Annotated in this window: 13 protein-coding genes and 1 pseudogene; 13 read left to right on the top strand and 1 reads right to left on the bottom strand. The window is 61.3% G+C overall.

Annotated features, from left to right (window positions below):
• Positions 1–105: 105 nt before the first annotated feature.
• Complete coding sequence (locus AC0VX3_RS06540; protein WP_475524021.1) at positions 106–540, top strand: paraquat-inducible protein A; 435 nt, start codon at positions 106–108, stop codon at positions 538–540.
• Positions 541–564: 24 nt separating this feature from the next.
• On the opposite strand, the gene AC0VX3_RS06545 is transcribed toward AC0VX3_RS06540, so the two are convergent.
• The gene (locus tag AC0VX3_RS06545) at positions 565–1,680 is read right to left on the bottom strand and encodes a DUF2336 domain-containing protein (RefSeq protein ID WP_475524022.1); all 1,116 of its coding nucleotides are present in this window, start codon (positions 1,678–1,680) and stop codon (positions 565–567) included.
• 293 nt (positions 1,681–1,973) lie between these two features.
• Here AC0VX3_RS06545 and AC0VX3_RS06550 point away from each other — a divergent pair, with 293 nt between their 5' ends.
• The 12 genes and pseudogenes from AC0VX3_RS06550 (at position 1,974) to arsB (ending at position 16,254) form a co-directional block, all read left to right on the top strand.
• Entirely contained in the window at positions 1,974–4,298 is a 2,325-nt protein-coding gene (locus AC0VX3_RS06550; RefSeq protein WP_475524023.1) for a mechanosensitive ion channel domain-containing protein, read from the top strand.
• Positions 4,299–4,427: 129 nt separating this feature from the next.
• Positions 4,428–4,844 (top strand): VOC family protein, encoded by a 417-nt coding sequence (locus AC0VX3_RS06555; protein ID WP_475524024.1) that lies wholly within the window; start codon positions 4,428–4,430, stop codon positions 4,842–4,844.
• Between the two features lie 353 nt (positions 4,845–5,197).
• Positions 5,198–6,718: a glycerol-3-phosphate dehydrogenase gene (gene glpD, locus AC0VX3_RS06560; protein WP_475524025.1), complete on the top strand. Its 1,521-nt coding sequence runs from the start codon at positions 5,198–5,200 to the stop codon at positions 6,716–6,718.
• Between the two features lie 94 nt (positions 6,719–6,812).
• Positions 6,813–8,306: a glycerol kinase GlpK gene (glpK, locus tag AC0VX3_RS06565; protein WP_475524026.1), complete on the top strand. Its 1,494-nt coding sequence runs from the start codon at positions 6,813–6,815 to the stop codon at positions 8,304–8,306.
• A gap of 297 nt (positions 8,307–8,603) precedes the next feature.
• On the top strand, positions 8,604–10,208 hold the full coding sequence (locus tag AC0VX3_RS06570; RefSeq protein WP_475524027.1) for an ABC transporter substrate-binding protein: 1,605 nt from the start codon (positions 8,604–8,606) through the stop codon (positions 10,206–10,208).
• A gap of 117 nt (positions 10,209–10,325) precedes the next feature.
• Positions 10,326–11,333, top strand: coding sequence for an ABC transporter permease subunit (locus AC0VX3_RS06575; RefSeq protein WP_342892945.1), 1,008 nt, complete (start codon positions 10,326–10,328; stop codon positions 11,331–11,333).
• 93 nt (positions 11,334–11,426) lie between these two features.
• Entirely contained in the window at positions 11,427–12,278 is an 852-nt protein-coding gene (locus tag AC0VX3_RS06580; RefSeq protein ID WP_475525153.1) for an ABC transporter permease subunit, read from the top strand.
• 4 nt (positions 12,279–12,282) lie between these two features.
• Positions 12,283–13,119, top strand: coding sequence for an ABC transporter ATP-binding protein (locus AC0VX3_RS06585; RefSeq protein WP_475524028.1), 837 nt, complete (start codon positions 12,283–12,285; stop codon positions 13,117–13,119).
• A 3-nt stretch (positions 13,120–13,122) separates the two neighbouring features.
• Complete coding sequence (locus AC0VX3_RS06590; protein ID WP_342892943.1) at positions 13,123–13,953, top strand: ABC transporter ATP-binding protein; 831 nt, start codon at positions 13,123–13,125, stop codon at positions 13,951–13,953.
• A gap of 455 nt (positions 13,954–14,408) precedes the next feature.
• On the top strand, positions 14,409–14,762 hold the full coding sequence (locus AC0VX3_RS06595) for an ArsR/SmtB family transcription factor (RefSeq protein ID WP_475524029.1): 354 nt from the start codon (positions 14,409–14,411) through the stop codon (positions 14,760–14,762).
• Between the two features lie 20 nt (positions 14,763–14,782).
• A pseudogene (locus tag AC0VX3_RS06600) lies at positions 14,783–15,190 on the top strand (arsenate reductase ArsC); the annotation flags it as partial.
• Positions 15,191–15,204: 14 nt separating this feature from the next.
• A complete protein-coding gene (gene arsB / locus AC0VX3_RS06605; RefSeq protein WP_475524030.1) occupies positions 15,205–16,254 on the top strand; it encodes an ACR3 family arsenite efflux transporter in 1,050 nt (349 codons plus the stop codon).
• The last annotated feature ends 98 nt before the right edge of the window (positions 16,255–16,352 follow it).

Consider the following 16,352-nt stretch of genomic DNA (forward strand, 5'->3'; position numbering starts at 1 on the left):
GATCTGGTTTTGTGCTTTCCGGCTATGGTGGTATAGGGACGGCAAGCGCCGCCATGTGCGCCGACCGTGACCAATCCATCCGAAAGCCAGCTCCCGGCACATTTCATGCGACTTTTTCTGGCTCTCCTGCTTCCCTTCGCCACTTTTTCCTTCGCCCTTGGCCTGACGCAGCCGCTGATGCGCTTCGAAAGGCTGTATTTTCTGGAAGACCGGCCCTCCCTTCTGGAGATGGTGCTGGGTTTGTGGCGCGAAGGGAACGCCGTACTTGCGGCGATCGTGGCGCTGTTTTCCATCGGCTTTCCAGCGCTCAAGATCCTGCTCATACACGTGGCGGTGCTGAGCGGCGCCAGGACCCGGTCGCTCGCGCTGCTGTCGATGGTCAGCAAATGGTCGATGCTGGACGTGATGCTGGTGGCGCTGGTGCTGTTCGCGGCGAAGACCAGCGGCCTGGCCGCGGCCGCGATCCTGCCGGGCCTGTGGTTTTATGCCGGTGCGACCCTTTCGACGGCACTCGCCGCCGCGCTCTGTTCCAGGAACTGAGCGAATCGACCTCCGCTCCGGTGTTCAGAGCGCGGGTGAGCGCGTGTTCCGTTCGCCCGCTGGCCGGGACTTGCGGGGACCGCGATTGGCCTGAAAATCACCGCAGCGGGACTGTTTCGCCGCTGAATTGCTTTCGAGATGTTTCCTGTAGGCCGCCGTCCATTCGGACACCTGGGTGGTCGGTATCTTCATGTGGTCGCAGCGGACCTTCGCGAGCAGGGAGAAGGTGGCAGGGTCGATCCCCGCCTTGGCGGCCGTTCTTATGACCAGATCCAGCTTGTCGTTGAAGACGGCATCCCTGAGCGGCGTCAGTGCGGTCCTGCCTCGCGCGCAGAGCAGTTCGATCGCGTGTGTCAGGCGGCCGTCCTGCAACAGCATGATCATCAACTCGTTGACGGTGATGTCCGCCTGCTCGGCTTCCTGCCACAACTCGACCATGTCGGAAGTCTTCAGCGTGGTGCCGAATTCCTGGCGCAAGACCTTCAGTCTGGCAATCTGATCGAGCTGCTCCTGGGAGAGCGCGCCTTCGATGATGCGATGCAGTCGTTTCCTCGTCTCGCCGTCGACGAGAGGCAGCAGCATCCGGCAGACCGCGGGAGACAGATCCGAACGCAAGGAGAGGTCCTCTCTCAACACCAGGTCTTCCGCCGCGTGCCTGACCAGCGTGAGCATGGTTTCGCGGGACAGTTTGACGTCACGGTTGCCGGCCAGACTTCGATGCACGGGAAGGTCGCCCTTTTCAGCAATGACGTCGGACACATCCGGTGACAGATCGGTGCGCTTTGCGATGGCCTGAAGATGGGCGGTGCTGAGGCGCTCGACGAAACCGAGAAGATCTTCCTGGGTGTAGACCGGGGAATTTGCGAGCATCGGCGCGGCGACCGTGACGTCGTCATCGGCAATTCTGCGCGCCAGTTCGATCGGCGTGTTGCCCTGCGCGGCGAGTTTCTGGGCAAGCCTGGCACGGTCGTTGGGCGATCCGTCACTGTATAGCCTGATGATCACCTCGGCAAAAATGCCCAGTTCGCGATCGGTCCGCTGATCGAGGTCCTTGATCACAAACTCGCTCACCCGCGCGAACAATCGTTCGCGCGCCTCGCTCGTGCCTTCGAGGGCAAGTTTGATCAAGGATCTCGTCATCCAGTCTCCGTTTGAGTATAAATTGCAACCCATATTGTTATTATTACGTTACTTGTTTGGTCGCTGGAGCGTTAAAACATTGCAATAAATTGCAGTTCGAGTCGATAATAGCGATTTGCCTGTGAATAACGATGGCGCGCGGCAGGTTTTTCGAGACTTTTTCTTTCCCGGTATTTGTGCAGTGCAAAATCAGGTGAACTTGTCCGTTGCCACTTTCCATCGGGCAGTTTTGTTTTCTATTGTCCCGGCCAGGGCGGACAGCTCGCCAGACAGAAAACCGGATCGAGTTCGACATGATGACATTGCGCTGCAGCCTTTTTGCCCTGGTGACGCTGTTTCTCGCGAGCATGGCCCCCGCACTCGCCCAGCAGTCGGTCGTTCCGGGGGTGGCCAGTCAGAGTGAAGCCAGTCAGGACTCGGGTGGCCAGGAAACGGCTTCGCAGGAGGTCGAGCAGGCAAACGAGGCCTTGATCAAGGTTCTGAACGATCCGGACAGCCGGGCGGCCTTCATCGAACTTCTCAAGAAGAGCACTCCGAGCGGGCAGGCCACCGCAAACGACGCCCCGGCATCCGCCCCGGATCAATCCGCGGAGGCGGGCTCCGCGCAGCGGGACGAGAATTTCGCGCTTCGCGTAGGCGAATACACCCGGGTCCTCGCGGATGACGCAGGACTGCTGGTCGAACAGGCCCTGCGCTCGCTGAAGGGGCTCGTGCTGATCGCGCGCGGCGAAATTCCGATCAAATGGGAGCGGGTCTGGGAGAGCGCGGTTCAGGTCGGGGTTGTGTTGCTGGCCGCCTATGCCGGATTTCTGCTGAGCCAGGCCCTCACAAGGCGGTTTTATCCCCGCTTCGCGGTCCATGCCCGTTACGGCGGCGGCCTGATGCGCAGTTTCATTCTTGTGCTGTCCTCGCTTGCGGACGCGGTCACGGTCGGCATCGGCTGGGCCGTCGGCAATGCCGCCGCGCTTGCCACTTATGGTGGGTTCGAAGCCGGTGTCACGCTTGAGGAGAGCCTGGCGCTGAATGCGTTTTTTCTTGTCGGAACGGCCAATGTGGCGCTGCGGTTCATCTTCGCACCGGGCCGTCCCGAATTGCGCCTGCTGCCGTTTGCGGACGGCAGCGCGGCCTATTGGTACCGCCGTCTCCGCCTGTTCATGTACTGGATGATCTACGGCGTGTTCCTGGTGGTTCCGCTGGCGAACCTGGCCGTCTCCTTCGTTCTCGGCAATGCGTTGCGCTTCCTGTTCGCCGTGGCCGGCCTGGTCTATCTGCTGGCGCTGGTGCACAGGAACCGGGGCAGGGTGAAACGGGGCGCGGACGACTACGCGCAGACACTGCAGAGCCTGCTGGCCCGCAAGGCGCTGTCCGTGGTGGGCCGGATCTGGCACCTTGCGGCCTTCGGTTATGTTCTAGCGGTCTTCTTCATCTGGGTGATGCGTCCGTTCGATGCGACAACCATCATCCTGCGCGCGACAGGCCTGTCCATCCTGACGATCATGGCAGGCATCGCCATCTCCCTGGTCATGACAAGGGCCATCAAGGGCGGGATCCGGCTGCCTGACGATCTTTATGCCAGGCTGCCGGCGCTGCAATCCAGGCTGAACGCCTTTGTCCCGCGCCTGCTCAAGATCATGCGGTTTGCGGTTTTCGTCGCGACCGTGCTGCTGTTGCTGGAAATCTGGGGCGTCCTGTCCGTGCTGGACTGGCTCGCCAGCGAAGCGGGCGTCCGGATGCTGAGCGATTACGGTTCGGCCTTCATGGTGGTTCTGGTCGCGTTCATGGTCTGGCTGGCGGTGATGTCCTGGGTGGATCTGCGGCTGCAGTCCCGGTCCGGCTACATCGTCACGGCCCGCGAACGCACGCTGTTCCAGCTGTTCCGCAATGCCTCGACCGTCGTCATCATCGTCATGGGCGTGTTGTTGTCCCTGTCGGAGATCGGCGTCGATATCGGCCCCCTGATCGCCGGTGCCGGTGTTGTCGGCCTGGCGATCTCCTTCGGCGCGCAGACGCTTGTGAAGGACATCATCACCGGCGCTTTCATCCAGATCGAGAACGCCATCAACGAGGGCGATGTGGTCACGGTCGCCGGCATAACCGGGACGGTCGAGGGCATCACGGTGCGCTCCGTGCGCATGCGCGATCTCAACGGCACCACCCACATCATCCCGTTCTCGTCGGTCGACATGGTTTCCAACTTCATGCGCGGCTTCTCCTATCATGTCGCCATCATCGGCGTTGCCTATGACACGGACATCGCCTTTGCCAAGGAAGCCATGTTCGAGGCCTTCCGCAGGCTTCAGGAGACGGATTTCAATTCCAAGATCCACGGCGATCTGGAGATGCACGGTGTCATCAATTTCGGCGCGAGCTCCATTGATATCCGCGCCCGGATCAAGACCACGCCGGGGGATCAGTGGTCCGTCGGCCGGGCCTACAACGAGTTCGTCAAACAGGTCTTCGACGAGCGCGACATCGAAATCCCGTTCCCGCAGGTCACCTACCATAGCGCGACCCCGGGCCAGCCGGACACCGGCCCCAAAGGCAAGCAGCGCAGGGCCTTGCCCGGCGAGGCGGACGAAGCCACCGATGATGCGCCGGCGGACGACGGGGAGCACTAGGGTCTTGCGACAATCAGGGTTCGGGGAGCGGTCGCAAAAAGGGCGTTCATTCAGGCGTATTGCGCGCCTGCCCGCCAAGGTGCAATCAATTCACCTGACGACTCGAAACTGCCAGAAGGATCGCGCAGCATGATCGCCTATGTCACCGTCGGTGCAGATGACATCGCCCGTGCGAAACGGTTTTACTCCGCGTTTCTGCCAGCCCTTGGTTACGAACTGGAGGAGGGGCCGGAGGGTCTCAGCTACGCGCTGCCCGTTCAGCCGGGGCAGTCATCCGCTCTGCCGGATTTCTACGTCAAACCTCCCTTCGACGGGCGCCCGGCCTCGGCCGGCAACGGTGCCATGACCGCTTTCGAGGCGCGCAGTCAACAGCAGGTTCGTGACCTTCACGCCGCCGTGCTTGCCGCAGGTGGCTCTGACGAGGGGCGGCCGGGTTTTCGGGCTTCGTATGGGCCCCGTTTTTATGTCGGCTATCTTCGCGACCCTCAAGGCAACAAGATCGCATTGTTCTCCTGCAATCCGGACGAACCGGGGCGCGACGGATGACGCCTGATGCAATGGCGGTAGCCCGGGTCCGCGTCTCACCGTCGACCTGACGGGTGCAGCAGCCCGCTTTTACGACTTGAATCGCCAGGACCGGCATGGCCCGTGGCTCCGCTCATTGGTCCGCTCCGGAAGGGGACGAAGGGATTTGAATTCGGATCGTTCCCCGCATGGTTTATCCGCGCGCGGCATCATGTCCTGTCCGCAGTGTCTCTCATGCTTGCCTCCGGGCTGCGGGGCGCTGGTCTCGCATGTTTCCGGCCCTCTCCGCACAATGCTGATTGAATTTCGGTAAGTTTCGTTTTATTTTCACTTCATGTCGAAACGCGCAATTTCATTTAGCCGGAGTCTGGATCATGGCGGCTGATTACGATCTTCTGGTCATCGGTGGGGGCATCAACGGAACGGGCATTGCCCGGGATGCGGTCGGGCGCGGGGCGTCGGTGCTGCTTGTGGAGATGGGCGACCTGGCAGGCGCCACGTCCTCGGCCTCGACCAAGCTCATTCACGGCGGCCTGCGGTATCTGGAATATTACGAGTTCAACCTGGTCCGCAAGGCGCTGAAAGAGCGCGAAGTGCTCTGGCGCAACGCACCGCATATCGCCTGGCCGCTGCGGTTTATCCTGCCGCATCACAAGGACCTGCGTCCGGCCTGGCTGCTGCGCATGGGTCTGTTCCTCTATGACCATCTGGGCGGACGCAAGCTGTTGCCCGCAACGAAGACCGTCCGGCTCGACCAGCCGCCGTTTTCGCACGGGCTGAAGAAGCTGTTCCGCAAGGGGTTCGAGTATTCCGACTGCTGGGTGGACGATGCCCGGCTCGTCGTACTGAATGCCCGCGATGCCGCGGACCGCGGCGCGGATATCCGCACCCGGACCAGATGCATCTCGGCGCGCAGGGACGGCGGGGTGTGGCGGGCCGTGCTGAAGGACCTGGCGAGCGGCGAGGAAAAGACGGTCACCGCGAATGTGGTCGTGAATGCCGCCGGCCCGTGGGTTGCCGACATGCTCAACGGTGTGGTCGGCTCCAACAGCAGTTCGCGGGTGCGCCTGGTCAAGGGCAGCCACATCATCGTGCCGCGCCGGTTCGAGCACGACCGCTGTTTCATCTTCCAGAACGGCGACGGCCGGATCGTTTTCGCCATTCCCTACGAGACCGACTTCACCCTGATCGGCACGACCGACGTCGATTATCAGGACGACCTGAGCAAAGTGGAGATTTCGCAGGACGAAATCGACTACCTGTGCAGGGCCGCCAGCGAGTACCTGGAAACTCCTGTCACGCCCGCCGACGTGGTGCACACCTATTCAGGGGTGCGGCCGCTCTATGACGACGGGGCGGAGGACGCGAAGGCCGCGACCCGGGATTATGTGCTGGAACTGGATGGCGGCGAAGACACGCCGGTGGTCCTGTCGGTTTTCGGCGGCAAGATCACCACCTACCGCAAGCTGGCCGAGCAGGTCCTGGAAAAGCTGGAACCGTTCCTGCCGTTCAAGCGCGGTGTGTGGACGGCCGCTGCGCCCCTGCCGGGAGGCGATTTCAAGGTGGACGCGGTCGACGCGGAGGTCGCGCGGCTTGAAACGGACTATCCGTTCCTTGACACCGCCTTCGCGACCCGGCTGATCCGCCACTATGGAACGGACGCGCGGAATCTGCTCGGTGACGCGCAAAAGCTTTCGGACCTCGGACGCCAGTTCGGGCACACTCTTTTCGAATGCGAAGTCAGGTGGCTGATGAAACGGGAATGGGCGCGGACGGCGGAGGATGTCTTGTGGCGGCGCACCAAGCTGGGTCTGCGGCTCAGCCGGGAGGACGCTGGGGAGCTGGACACTTTCATGGCCGGCTGCCTTGCCGGGCAGGCCGGCGCTGCGGCATAGTTTTCTCAAACCGGCGCACATGAGCTTGTGCGAAACCCGCCGGGCATCAGCGGTGGTTTCCTCGGATTGAACAAGAATAACGGGAGGTGCGGCCATGGCCGGAAGCGTGTTGGCGATTGACCAGGGCACAACGTCAAGCCGGGCCATTGTGTTCGGCGGCGATTTTCAGCCCCTCAGCGCGGGGCAGCAGGAATTCCAGCAGCATTTTCCGAAATCGGGATGGGTGGAACATGTGCCCGCCGATATCTGGACCAGCACGCTCAGGGTCTGCCGGGAAGCGTTGGAAAAGGCTCCGGACGGTGGCGCGGATGTGGTCGCGATCGGCATAACAAACCAGCGCGAAACCACGCTGATCTGGGACCGGTCCACGGGCGAGCCGGTCTATAACGCCATTGTCTGGCAGGACAGGCGAACCTCGGATTTCTGCGCGGCGCTGCGGGCGGACGGTCTTGAAGAGGCCTTCAGCGCCAGCACCGGCCTGCTGCTGGATCCTTATTTTTCCGGAACGAAGATCGCCTGGATCCTCGACAATGTCGATGGGGTGCGCGCACGCGCCGAACGGGGCGAGCTGGTCTTCGGAACGGTCGATACATGGCTGATCTGGCAGCTCACGGGCGGCCGGGTCCATGCGACGGATGCCACCAATGCGGCGCGAACGCTGATCTACAACATCCACGACAACGCCTGGGATGCGGCGCTGTGCGCTCATCTGAACATTCCGTTGAGCCTGCTGCCGGAGGTCAGGGACAGCGCCGATGAATTCGGCGAGACCGATCCCGAGCTGTTCGGCCGGGCGATCCCGATCACGGGCGTGGCGGGCGACCAGCAGGCGGCGACGGTGGGCCAGGCCTGTTTCAAGCCGGGCATGGTCAAGTCCACCTATGGCACGGGCTGCTTTGCCCTGATGAACACCGGCAAGACGCCGGTCAGGTCCCGCAACCGGATGCTGACCACGATCGCCTACCGGCTGAACGGCGAGACAACCTACGCCCTGGAAGGGTCGATCTTCATCGCCGGGGCGGCGGTGCAATGGCTGCGCGACGGCCTCGGCCTCATCGAGAATGCAGGCGACACGCAGTCTCTCGCCGAGCAGGCGGATCCGAATCAGGAAGTCTACCTGGTGCCGGCCTTTGTCGGTCTCGGTGCGCCTTACTGGGATGCGGACGCCCGTGGCGCCCTGTTCGGCCTGACCCGCAACACCGGTCCGAAGGAGATAGCCCGGGCCGTGCTGCAAAGTGTCGGCTACCAGACCAGCGACCTGATCGAGGCGATGCATGCCGACTGGCCGGACGCCGGGCGTCCGGTGCTCAGGGTCGATGGCGGCATGACTGCGTCCGACTGGACCATGCAGTTTCTGGCCGACATTCTGGGGGCGCCGGTCGACCGTCCGACAGTTGCCGAGACAACCGCGCTCGGGGCTGCGTGGCTGGCCGGGTTCAAGGCCGGAATCTGGCCGGGTCCCGAGGCCTTTTCAGCGGAATGGAAGCTGGAGAAACGGTTCGAACCGCACTTACAGGAAAGTGATCGGTCCCGGTTGCTGACCGGTTGGCAGGACGCGGTGAGAAGAACGCGATCAACGCAGGACTGACGCCGACCAGAAGCTCTCTCGCAAGAGAGAGCTTATTGTTTTCAACTGGTTACATAAATCCCCAAAATCAGTTGCGTTGCGGTATGAGTTTCCATTCCAAAGCGCCTGCGGTGTTAAAAAATTACGGCAGCAACTCTTACCTAGCAAAAAAATTTCAAAAAACGACATAAATTAGAAATATGCTGGCGGTTGATTTTCTGCCAAAAAAACGCCTTAGTTTGCGCTGGCCTGGGCTTAACTCCTTTGCACGTTCAATGATGCAGGGCCCTCGCACTTCATCAAGGGGAGAACAGTTTGATGAATTTCCAAAAAACCTTGAAGGCAACCCTTCTTGGTGCCAGTCTCGCCGTGATCGCGGCAACCGGCGCTTCCGCAAAAAACCTGGTTTATTGCTCGGAAGGATCGCCTGAAGGCTTCGATACCGCTCTCTACACCGCCGGGACCACGTTCGATGCTTCTTCCAAGCCGCTCTACAACCGGCTTGTCGAGTTCAAGCGCGGCACGACCGAAGTTCTGCCGGGCCTCGCCGAAAGCTGGGAAGTTTCCGAGGACGGTCAGGAATACACCTTCACGCTGCGCAAGGGCGTCAAGTTCCACACAACGGAATTCTTCACGCCGACCCGTGATTTCAACGCCGACGATGTGATCTTTTCCTTCGAGCGTCAGCTGAAGAAAGACAGCCCCTGGCACCAGTATACGCCGGGCGCCGCCTGGGAATACTTCAACGGCATGTCCATGCCGGACCTGATCAAGGAAATCGTCAAGGTTGACGATTACACCGTGAAGTTCGTTCTGAACCGTCCGGAAGCGCCGATGATCGCCAACCTGGCGATGGACTTCGCTTCCGTTCTGTCGGCCGAGTATGCGGCCCAGCTCGAAGCAGCCGGTACCAAGGAACAGCTGAACCAGGAGCCGGTCGGCACCGGCCCGTTCTCCTTCGTCGGTTACCAGAAGGATGCCGTGATCCGCTACAAGGCGCATCCGGACTACTGGAACGGCCAGCAAAAGATCGACAACCTGATCTTCGCCATCACCCCGGATGCCGCCGTCCGCCTGCAGAAGCTGAAGGCCGGCGAATGTCATGTCATGCCGTATCCGGCGCCGGCTGATGTTGCCGATATCCAGGCCGACAGCAATCTGACCCTGATGGAACAGCAGGGTCTGAATGTCGGTTACCTCGCCTACAACACCAAGGTGGCTCCGTTCGACAAGGCGGACGTCCGCAAGGCGCTGAACCACGCGATCAACAAGCAGGCGATCCTCGACGCCGTGTTCCAGGGCTCCGGCCAGGCGGCGAAGAACCCGATTCCGCCGACCATGTGGTCCTACAACGATGCGATCGAGGACGACGACTACAACCCGGAGCTGGCCAAGGAAATGCTGGCAGCCGCCGGTGTCGAAGACCTGTCCATGAAAGTCTGGGCGATGCCGGTGCAGCGTCCGTACAACCCGAACGCACGGCGTATGGCGGAAGTCATTCAGGCCGACTTCGCGAAGGTCGGTGTGAACGTGGAGATCGTCTCCTACGAATGGGGTGAATACCTGTCCCGTTCCAAGGATGTCGACCGCGACGGTGCCGTCCTGCTCGGCTGGACCGGTGACAACGGCGACCCCGACAACTTCCTGGCCGTTCTGCTCGGCTGTGACGGCGTTGGCGGTTCCAACCGTGCCCAGTGGTGCAACGACGACTTCGAAGCACTGATCCAGAAGGCCAAGACCGTGACCGACAAGGCAGAGCGCACCAAGCTCTACGAAGAGGCACAGGTCGTGTTCAAGGACCAGGCTCCGTGGGCAACCATCGCGCACTCCGTCGTCTTCATGCCGATGTCCTCCAAGGTCACCGGCTACGTCATGGATCCGCTCGGCGGCCACTGGTTTGACGGCGTCGACGTTGCGGAGTAAATCCGCCTGATCTCAGGGAGGCGCTGGCAGCGATGCCAGCGCCTTCAGTCATTCTGACCGGGGGATGCCTCATGGCTCATGACGGTATCTCCCGGTTCTTCGTATCTGGAACCTGACATGCTGCGCTTTCTTCTAGGTCGTCTGGGCCTGCTGATACCGACATTCATCGGTGTCACCCTGGTCGCCTTCTCCTTCATTCGATTGCTGCCCGGTGATCCGCTCGACCTTCTGGCGGGCGAGCGCGGAATTTCCGATGAGCGCAAAGCCGAACTCATGGCGCAGATGGGCTTCGACAAGCCGTTGTGGCAACAGTATTTCGACTATGTTCTCGGCGTCTTTCAGGGCGATCTCGGCACCTCCTTTGCCTCGAAGAAGCCCGTTCTCGACGAATTCATGACGCTGTTCCCGGCGACCGCCGAACTGGCACTTTGTGCCATCATTCTGGCGGTCTGCATCGGTATTCCCGCCGGTATATTCGCAGCCGTGAAGCGCGGCTCGGTCGCCGATCAGGCGATCATGGGCACCGCGCTGATCGGCTATTCGATGCCGATCTTCTGGTGGGGCCTGCTGCTGATCATCCTGTTTTCCGGCATCCTGCAATGGACCCCGGTCTCGGGCCGCATCTCGCTGATGTATTTCTTTCCCTCGGTGACCGGCTTCATGCTGATCGACAGCCTGCTGTCGGGGGAAAAGGGCGCGTTCCTGTCAGCGGTCCGTCACCTGATCTTGCCCTCGATCGTGCTGGCGACCATCCCGCTGGCCGTGATCGCACGCCAGACCCGGTCTGCCATGCTTGAGGTTCTGGGCGAAGATTACGTGCGGACGGCCCGTGCCAAGGGCCTCACTCCAAAGTCGGTGATCGGATTGCACGCACTCAGAAATGCGCTGATCCCCGTGGTGACGACAATCGGTCTTCAGGTTGGAGTTCTTCTGGGCGGCGCCATCCTGACCGAGACGATCTTCTCCTGGCCCGGCATCGGAAAGTGGATGCTCGACAGCATTTCGCGACGGGACTATTTCGTCGTGCAGGGCGGTCTCCTGCTGATTGCCGGGATCGTCATGCTGGTCAACCTGATCGTGGATATTCTTTACGGCCTGATCAATCCGCGTATCCGCTATAATTGAGCCGAGGGACCAGACATGACGAATACCTCCCCGGCTGCCAAGGCCGACACTGCCAAACTCGAAGAAGAAAGCCGCAATGCCGTCAAGGCGCGGATGACCGAGTTCTGGTACTATTTCTCGCAGAACAAGGGCGCCGTGGTCGGTCTTGTTGTGTTCACCCTGCTGGTGCTGATGGCGGTGTTCGCGCCCCTGATCGCCCCGCATGATCCCAACGTCCAGTATCGCGACAGCTTCCTTGTGCCGCCGGTCTGGGAAGATGGCGGCAAGTCCGCGTTCCTTCTGGGAACCGACGCGGTCGGCCGCGACATGCTCTCCCGCCTGATCTTCGGCGCCCGGTTCTCGCTGTTCATCGGTGTGGTCGTCGTCACCATCGCGCTGGTCGGCGGCATCGTGCTCGGGCTGATCGCGGGTTATGTGCGCGGGGCAGTGGATACCTTCATCATGCGGGTGATGGATATCATCCTTGCGTTTCCTTCGCTGTTGCTCGCGCTGGTGCTGGTGGCGATCCTGGGCCCGGGGCTGACCAATGCGATGATCGCGATCGCCCTTGTGCTGCAACCGCATTTCGTGCGCCTGACCCGCGCGGCCGTGCTGTCGGAGCGCTCCCGCGACTATGTGGTCGCGGCGAAGGTTGCGGGTGCCGGGCACGTGCGGCTGATGTTCAAGACCATCCTGCCGAACTGCCTTGCGCCGCTGATCGTTCAGGGAACCCTGTCGTTTTCCAACGCCATCCTGGATGCCGCGGCTCTCGGCTTTCTGGGCATGGGCGCACAGCCGCCCACGCCCGAATGGGGCACCATGCTGGCCGAAGCACGCGAGTTCATCCTGCGCGCCTGGTGGGTCGTTACCTTCCCGGGTCTTGCCATCCTGATCACCGTTATTGCCATCAATCTGGTCGGCGACGGCCTGCGCGATGCGCTCGATCCGAAACTGAAGAGGAGCTGAGGCAATGCCGCTTCTTGAAATCAGGAACCTCAAAGTCGAGTTCGACACGGCCAGGGGATCGTTCAAGGCACTGGACGGTGTCGACTACACGGTCGATGCCGGTGAAGTTCTGGCGATCGTGGGCGAGAGCGGATCGGGCAAGTCCGTCGCAATGCTGGCGGCCATGGGGCTGTTGCCGGACACCGCGACGATCACCGCGGACAAGATGGACTTCGAAGGGCTCGACCTCAGGACCCTGTCGGCCAGGGAACGCCGGAAGGTGATCGGCAAGGATATCTCGATGATTTTCCAGGAGCCGATCGCGAGCCTCAATCCATGTTTCACCATCGGTTTCCAGCTCGGTGAAACCCTGAAGGCGCACACGCAGCTGAAGGGCCGGCAGATCAAGGAGCGGGTGATCGAACTGATGACCTCGGTCGGCATTCCCGACCCGGCGAGCCGGTACAATGCCTTCCCGCACCAGATGTCGGGCGGCCAGTGCCAGCGGGTGATGATCGCCATGGCGATTGCCTGTTCGCCGAAGCTGCTGATCGCCGACGAGCCGACGACCGCGCTCGATGTGACCATCCAGAAACAGATCCTGGATCTTCTGGTCGCGTTGCAGCAGGACAGCGGCATGGGCCTCATCATGATCACACATGACATGGGCGTCGTGGCTGAAACCGCCGACCGGGTGATCGTTCAGTACCAGGGCCGCAAGATGGAGGAAGCCGACGTGCTGTCTCTCTTCGAGAACCCGCAGAACCCCTACACCAGAGCGTTGCTTTCGGCATTGCCGGAAAATGCCACCGGCGACCGGTTGCCGACCGTGAACGACTTTGCCGAAGCGGGAGGGTTCTGAGACATGTCCGACGACGTTATTCTCAAGGTCCGCGATCTCTACCGGACCTATGACATCAAGGGCGGCCTGTTCAGGAAGCCGACCACGCTGACCGCCGTCAAGGGCGTCAATCTCGATGTGGCGCGCGGCAGCACACTGGCGGTTGTCGGTGAGAGCGGCTGCGGCAAGTCCACACTTGCGCGCATGCTGACCATGATCGACGCACAGACGTCGGGGACCATCGAGATCGACGGCCTGCCGATCGACATATCCCGGACCGGGATCTCCAGGGAAATGCGCCAGAAGGTGCAGATCGTGTTCCAGAACCCCTACGGTTCGCTCAACCCGCGCCAGAAGATCGGCCACGTGCTGGAAGAGCCGCTGCTCCTGAACACCGACACGCCGTCGGCGGAGCGGCGTGACCTTGCGCTGGAAATGCTGCAGAAGGTCGGCTTGCAGCCGGAGCATTACGGCCGCTATCCGCACATGTTTTCCGGCGGCCAGCGCCAGCGCATCGCGATTGCGCGCGCGATCATGATGAAACCGAAGCTGCTGGTGCTCGACGAACCTGTCTCCGCGCTCGATCTGTCGGTGCAGGCACAGATCCTCAACCTGCTGGCCGACCTGCAGGAAGAGATGGGCCTGACCTACGTGTTCATCTCCCACGATCTGTCCGTGGTCCGTTACATCGCCGACAAGGTCATGGTGATGTATTTCGGCGAGGTGGTGGAATACGGCACGCGGGAGGAGGTCTTCGAGACCCCGCAGCACGCGTACACCAGGACCCTGTTCGCGGCGACACCGAAGGCGGACGTGGACAGCATCCGGAAACGCCTGGCCACCAAGGCGGCGTGAACGGGGCTGTCGTCGCCGGACAGGTCCATCGTTACTCGGCTTCAAGCAGGCTCCCGGATATTTCCGGGAGCCTCAGCTTGTTGACAAACTCACGTGGGTCATTCCGGCCGACCGGCAGCGCAGCTGCATGGCCAGAGCCGGATTCCAGCGATTACTTCGTGCCGCAGGTGCGTCTTTAATAATGATTTCAGATGTTTGAATTGCTCCGGTGCTCGCCTTCGCTCGCGCTGATGCGCAAGCTTCCGGATCAGCGCGCAGCTTCGCTGCACTTGTCCTGAATGACCAATTGGGAGTTTGTCAGCAGTCTGAGGTTCCCGAAGATTTCCGGGAGCCTTTTTTCAGATGATCACCGCATTCAACCGTAAAGGCGGTGGGCGAGCGGACAAAAGAACAGCGCCTTGCGAAAATCGGCGGTAGAGGGTTGATTTGTTCGATATTTCGGGTATTCTCGAATTATGAAAAAAGAAGATGCCCTGAATGCATTGGCGGCGCTCGGTCAGGAAACGCGCCTCAACGTCTTTCGCTCGCTGGTGAAGGCCGGACAGGAGGGCATGTCCGCGGGCGCGATCTCCGATGCGCTCAAAGTACGACCGAACACCCTGTCGACCCACCTGGGTGCCCTGTCCCGCTCCGGTCTTGTGCGCGCCGAACGGGACGGGCGCTCGATCTGTTACCGGGCGAACCTGGAGACCATGCAGGTTCTGTTGACCTACCTGCTGCAGGACTGCTGCGGCGGCAATCCGGAGCTCTGTGCTCCTTTCGTCAACATGGCGAACCCGGCGTCCCGGAAGGGCGCCAAGGATTGCTGAATTTCCGACAAGGTGCGCTTGTGAAAAAACGTAGTGTCCTGTTCGTCTGCACGGCGAACTCCGCCCGTTCGATCCTGGGCGAGGCAATCCTGCGCCACGCGGGGCAAGGCCGTTTCGAGACATTCTCGGCCGGTTCGACACCGAGAGGCACGGTCAATCCCTACGCGCTGGACTGTCTTGAGCGCAAGGGGCTCCCCACCGGCGGTTTCCGTTCCAAGAGCTGGGAAGAATTCGCAGGGGCGGGCGCAGCCGAAATGGATCAGATCATCACCGTTTGCGACAGCGCCGCGGGAGAGGCCTGCCCCGTCTGGCCGGGACATCCCGCCGTGCTTCACTGGAGCATACCCGATCCGGCAAACACCAGGGGAGCCGAGAGCGACATCAGGGCTGCCTTTGACGAAGCCTACAGCCTGCTTGAAAGCCGTATTGAGAAAGAGTTGTTATGAGCCAGGAAACCTCCTCACCCATAGGCCTCTTCGAGCGATATCTGTCGCTCTGGGTTGCCCTGTGCATTGCCGCCGGCGTCGGTCTCGGCGCTGCCTTTCCGGAAATTTTCCAGACGATCGCAGCAATTGAATTTGCCAGCGTCAACCTCGTCGTCGCCGTCCTCATCTGGGTCATGATCTATCCCATGATGGTGAATGTGGACTTTGCGTCCCTGAAGGACGTCGGCAAGAAGCCGAAAGGCCTGTGCATCACCATCGTCGTCAACTGGCTGATCAAGCCGTTCACGATGGCGGCGCTCGGGATCCTGTTTTTCGAGCATGTCTTTGCCGGCCTCGTCGATCCGCAGACCGCGAAGGAATATATCGCGGGCATGATCCTGCTCGGGGTCGCGCCCTGTACGGCCATGGTGTTCGTCTGGAGCCAGCTGGTCCGCGGCGATGCCAACTACACGCTTGTGCAGGTCTCGATCAACGACATCATCATGGTGTTCGCCTTCGCGCCGATCGCGGCCCTGCTGCTTGGTGTGACCGACATCGTTGTTCCGTGGCAAACCCTGCTTCTGTCGGTGGTCCTTTATGTCATCATTCCGCTTATCGCCGGGTACTTCACACGCAAGGCGCTGGATGGAACGGGCAATGACGCCCGCATTGCCGAGTTCACGGCGAAGATCAAACCGTTTTCCGTGATCGGCCTGCTGGCGACGGTCGTTCTGCTGTTCGGATTTCAGGCGCAGACGATCCTCGAAAAACCGATGGTCATTGTGCTGATCGCGGTGCCGCTGCTGATCCAGAGCTATGGCATCTTCTTCATTGCCTATGCCTGGGGCTATTTCTGGCGTGTGCCGTTCAATACCGCTGCTCCGGCTGCGCTCATCGGAACGTCGAACTTCTTCGAACTCGCGGTTGCGGTCGCCATCAGCCTGTTCGGGCTGAATTCAGGCGCGGCGCTGGCAACGGTCGTGGGCGTGCTGGTGGAAGTGCCGGTGATGCTGTCCCTCGTGGCCTTTGCCAACAGGACACGGTCGCATTTTCCGGCGACCGCATAGGCGGCGCTGACGCACCGGTCCAGGCTGAACATTGCGCGGGCCGTGTTCAGCCTCTCGATTCGTTCAAATCGGGTACCTGAATTGATGACGCGGTATTT

It is taken from the genome of Roseibium sp. QJM3NY_11, from assembly GCF_056173175.1.

Coding starts and splice junctions, on each gene's coding strand:
- AC0VX3_RS06540 (WP_475524021.1), top strand. CDS start 106: ATGCGACTTTTTCTGGCTCTCCTGCTTCCCTTCGCCACTTTTTCCTTC.
- AC0VX3_RS06545 (WP_475524022.1), bottom strand. CDS start 1,680: ATGACGAGATCCTTGATCAAACTTGCCCTCGAAGGCACGAGCGAGGCG.
- AC0VX3_RS06550 (WP_475524023.1), top strand. CDS start 1,974: ATGATGACATTGCGCTGCAGCCTTTTTGCCCTGGTGACGCTGTTTCTC.
- AC0VX3_RS06555 (WP_475524024.1), top strand. CDS start 4,428: ATGATCGCCTATGTCACCGTCGGTGCAGATGACATCGCCCGTGCGAAA.
- glpD (WP_475524025.1), top strand. CDS start 5,198: ATGGCGGCTGATTACGATCTTCTGGTCATCGGTGGGGGCATCAACGGA.
- glpK (WP_475524026.1), top strand. CDS start 6,813: ATGGCCGGAAGCGTGTTGGCGATTGACCAGGGCACAACGTCAAGCCGG.
- AC0VX3_RS06570 (WP_475524027.1), top strand. CDS start 8,604: ATGAATTTCCAAAAAACCTTGAAGGCAACCCTTCTTGGTGCCAGTCTC.
- AC0VX3_RS06575 (WP_342892945.1), top strand. CDS start 10,326: ATGCTGCGCTTTCTTCTAGGTCGTCTGGGCCTGCTGATACCGACATTC.
- AC0VX3_RS06580 (WP_475525153.1), top strand. CDS start 11,427: ATGACCGAGTTCTGGTACTATTTCTCGCAGAACAAGGGCGCCGTGGTC.
- AC0VX3_RS06585 (WP_475524028.1), top strand. CDS start 12,283: ATGCCGCTTCTTGAAATCAGGAACCTCAAAGTCGAGTTCGACACGGCC.
- AC0VX3_RS06590 (WP_342892943.1), top strand. CDS start 13,123: ATGTCCGACGACGTTATTCTCAAGGTCCGCGATCTCTACCGGACCTAT.
- AC0VX3_RS06595 (WP_475524029.1), top strand. CDS start 14,409: ATGAAAAAAGAAGATGCCCTGAATGCATTGGCGGCGCTCGGTCAGGAA.
- arsB (WP_475524030.1), top strand. CDS start 15,205: ATGAGCCAGGAAACCTCCTCACCCATAGGCCTCTTCGAGCGATATCTG.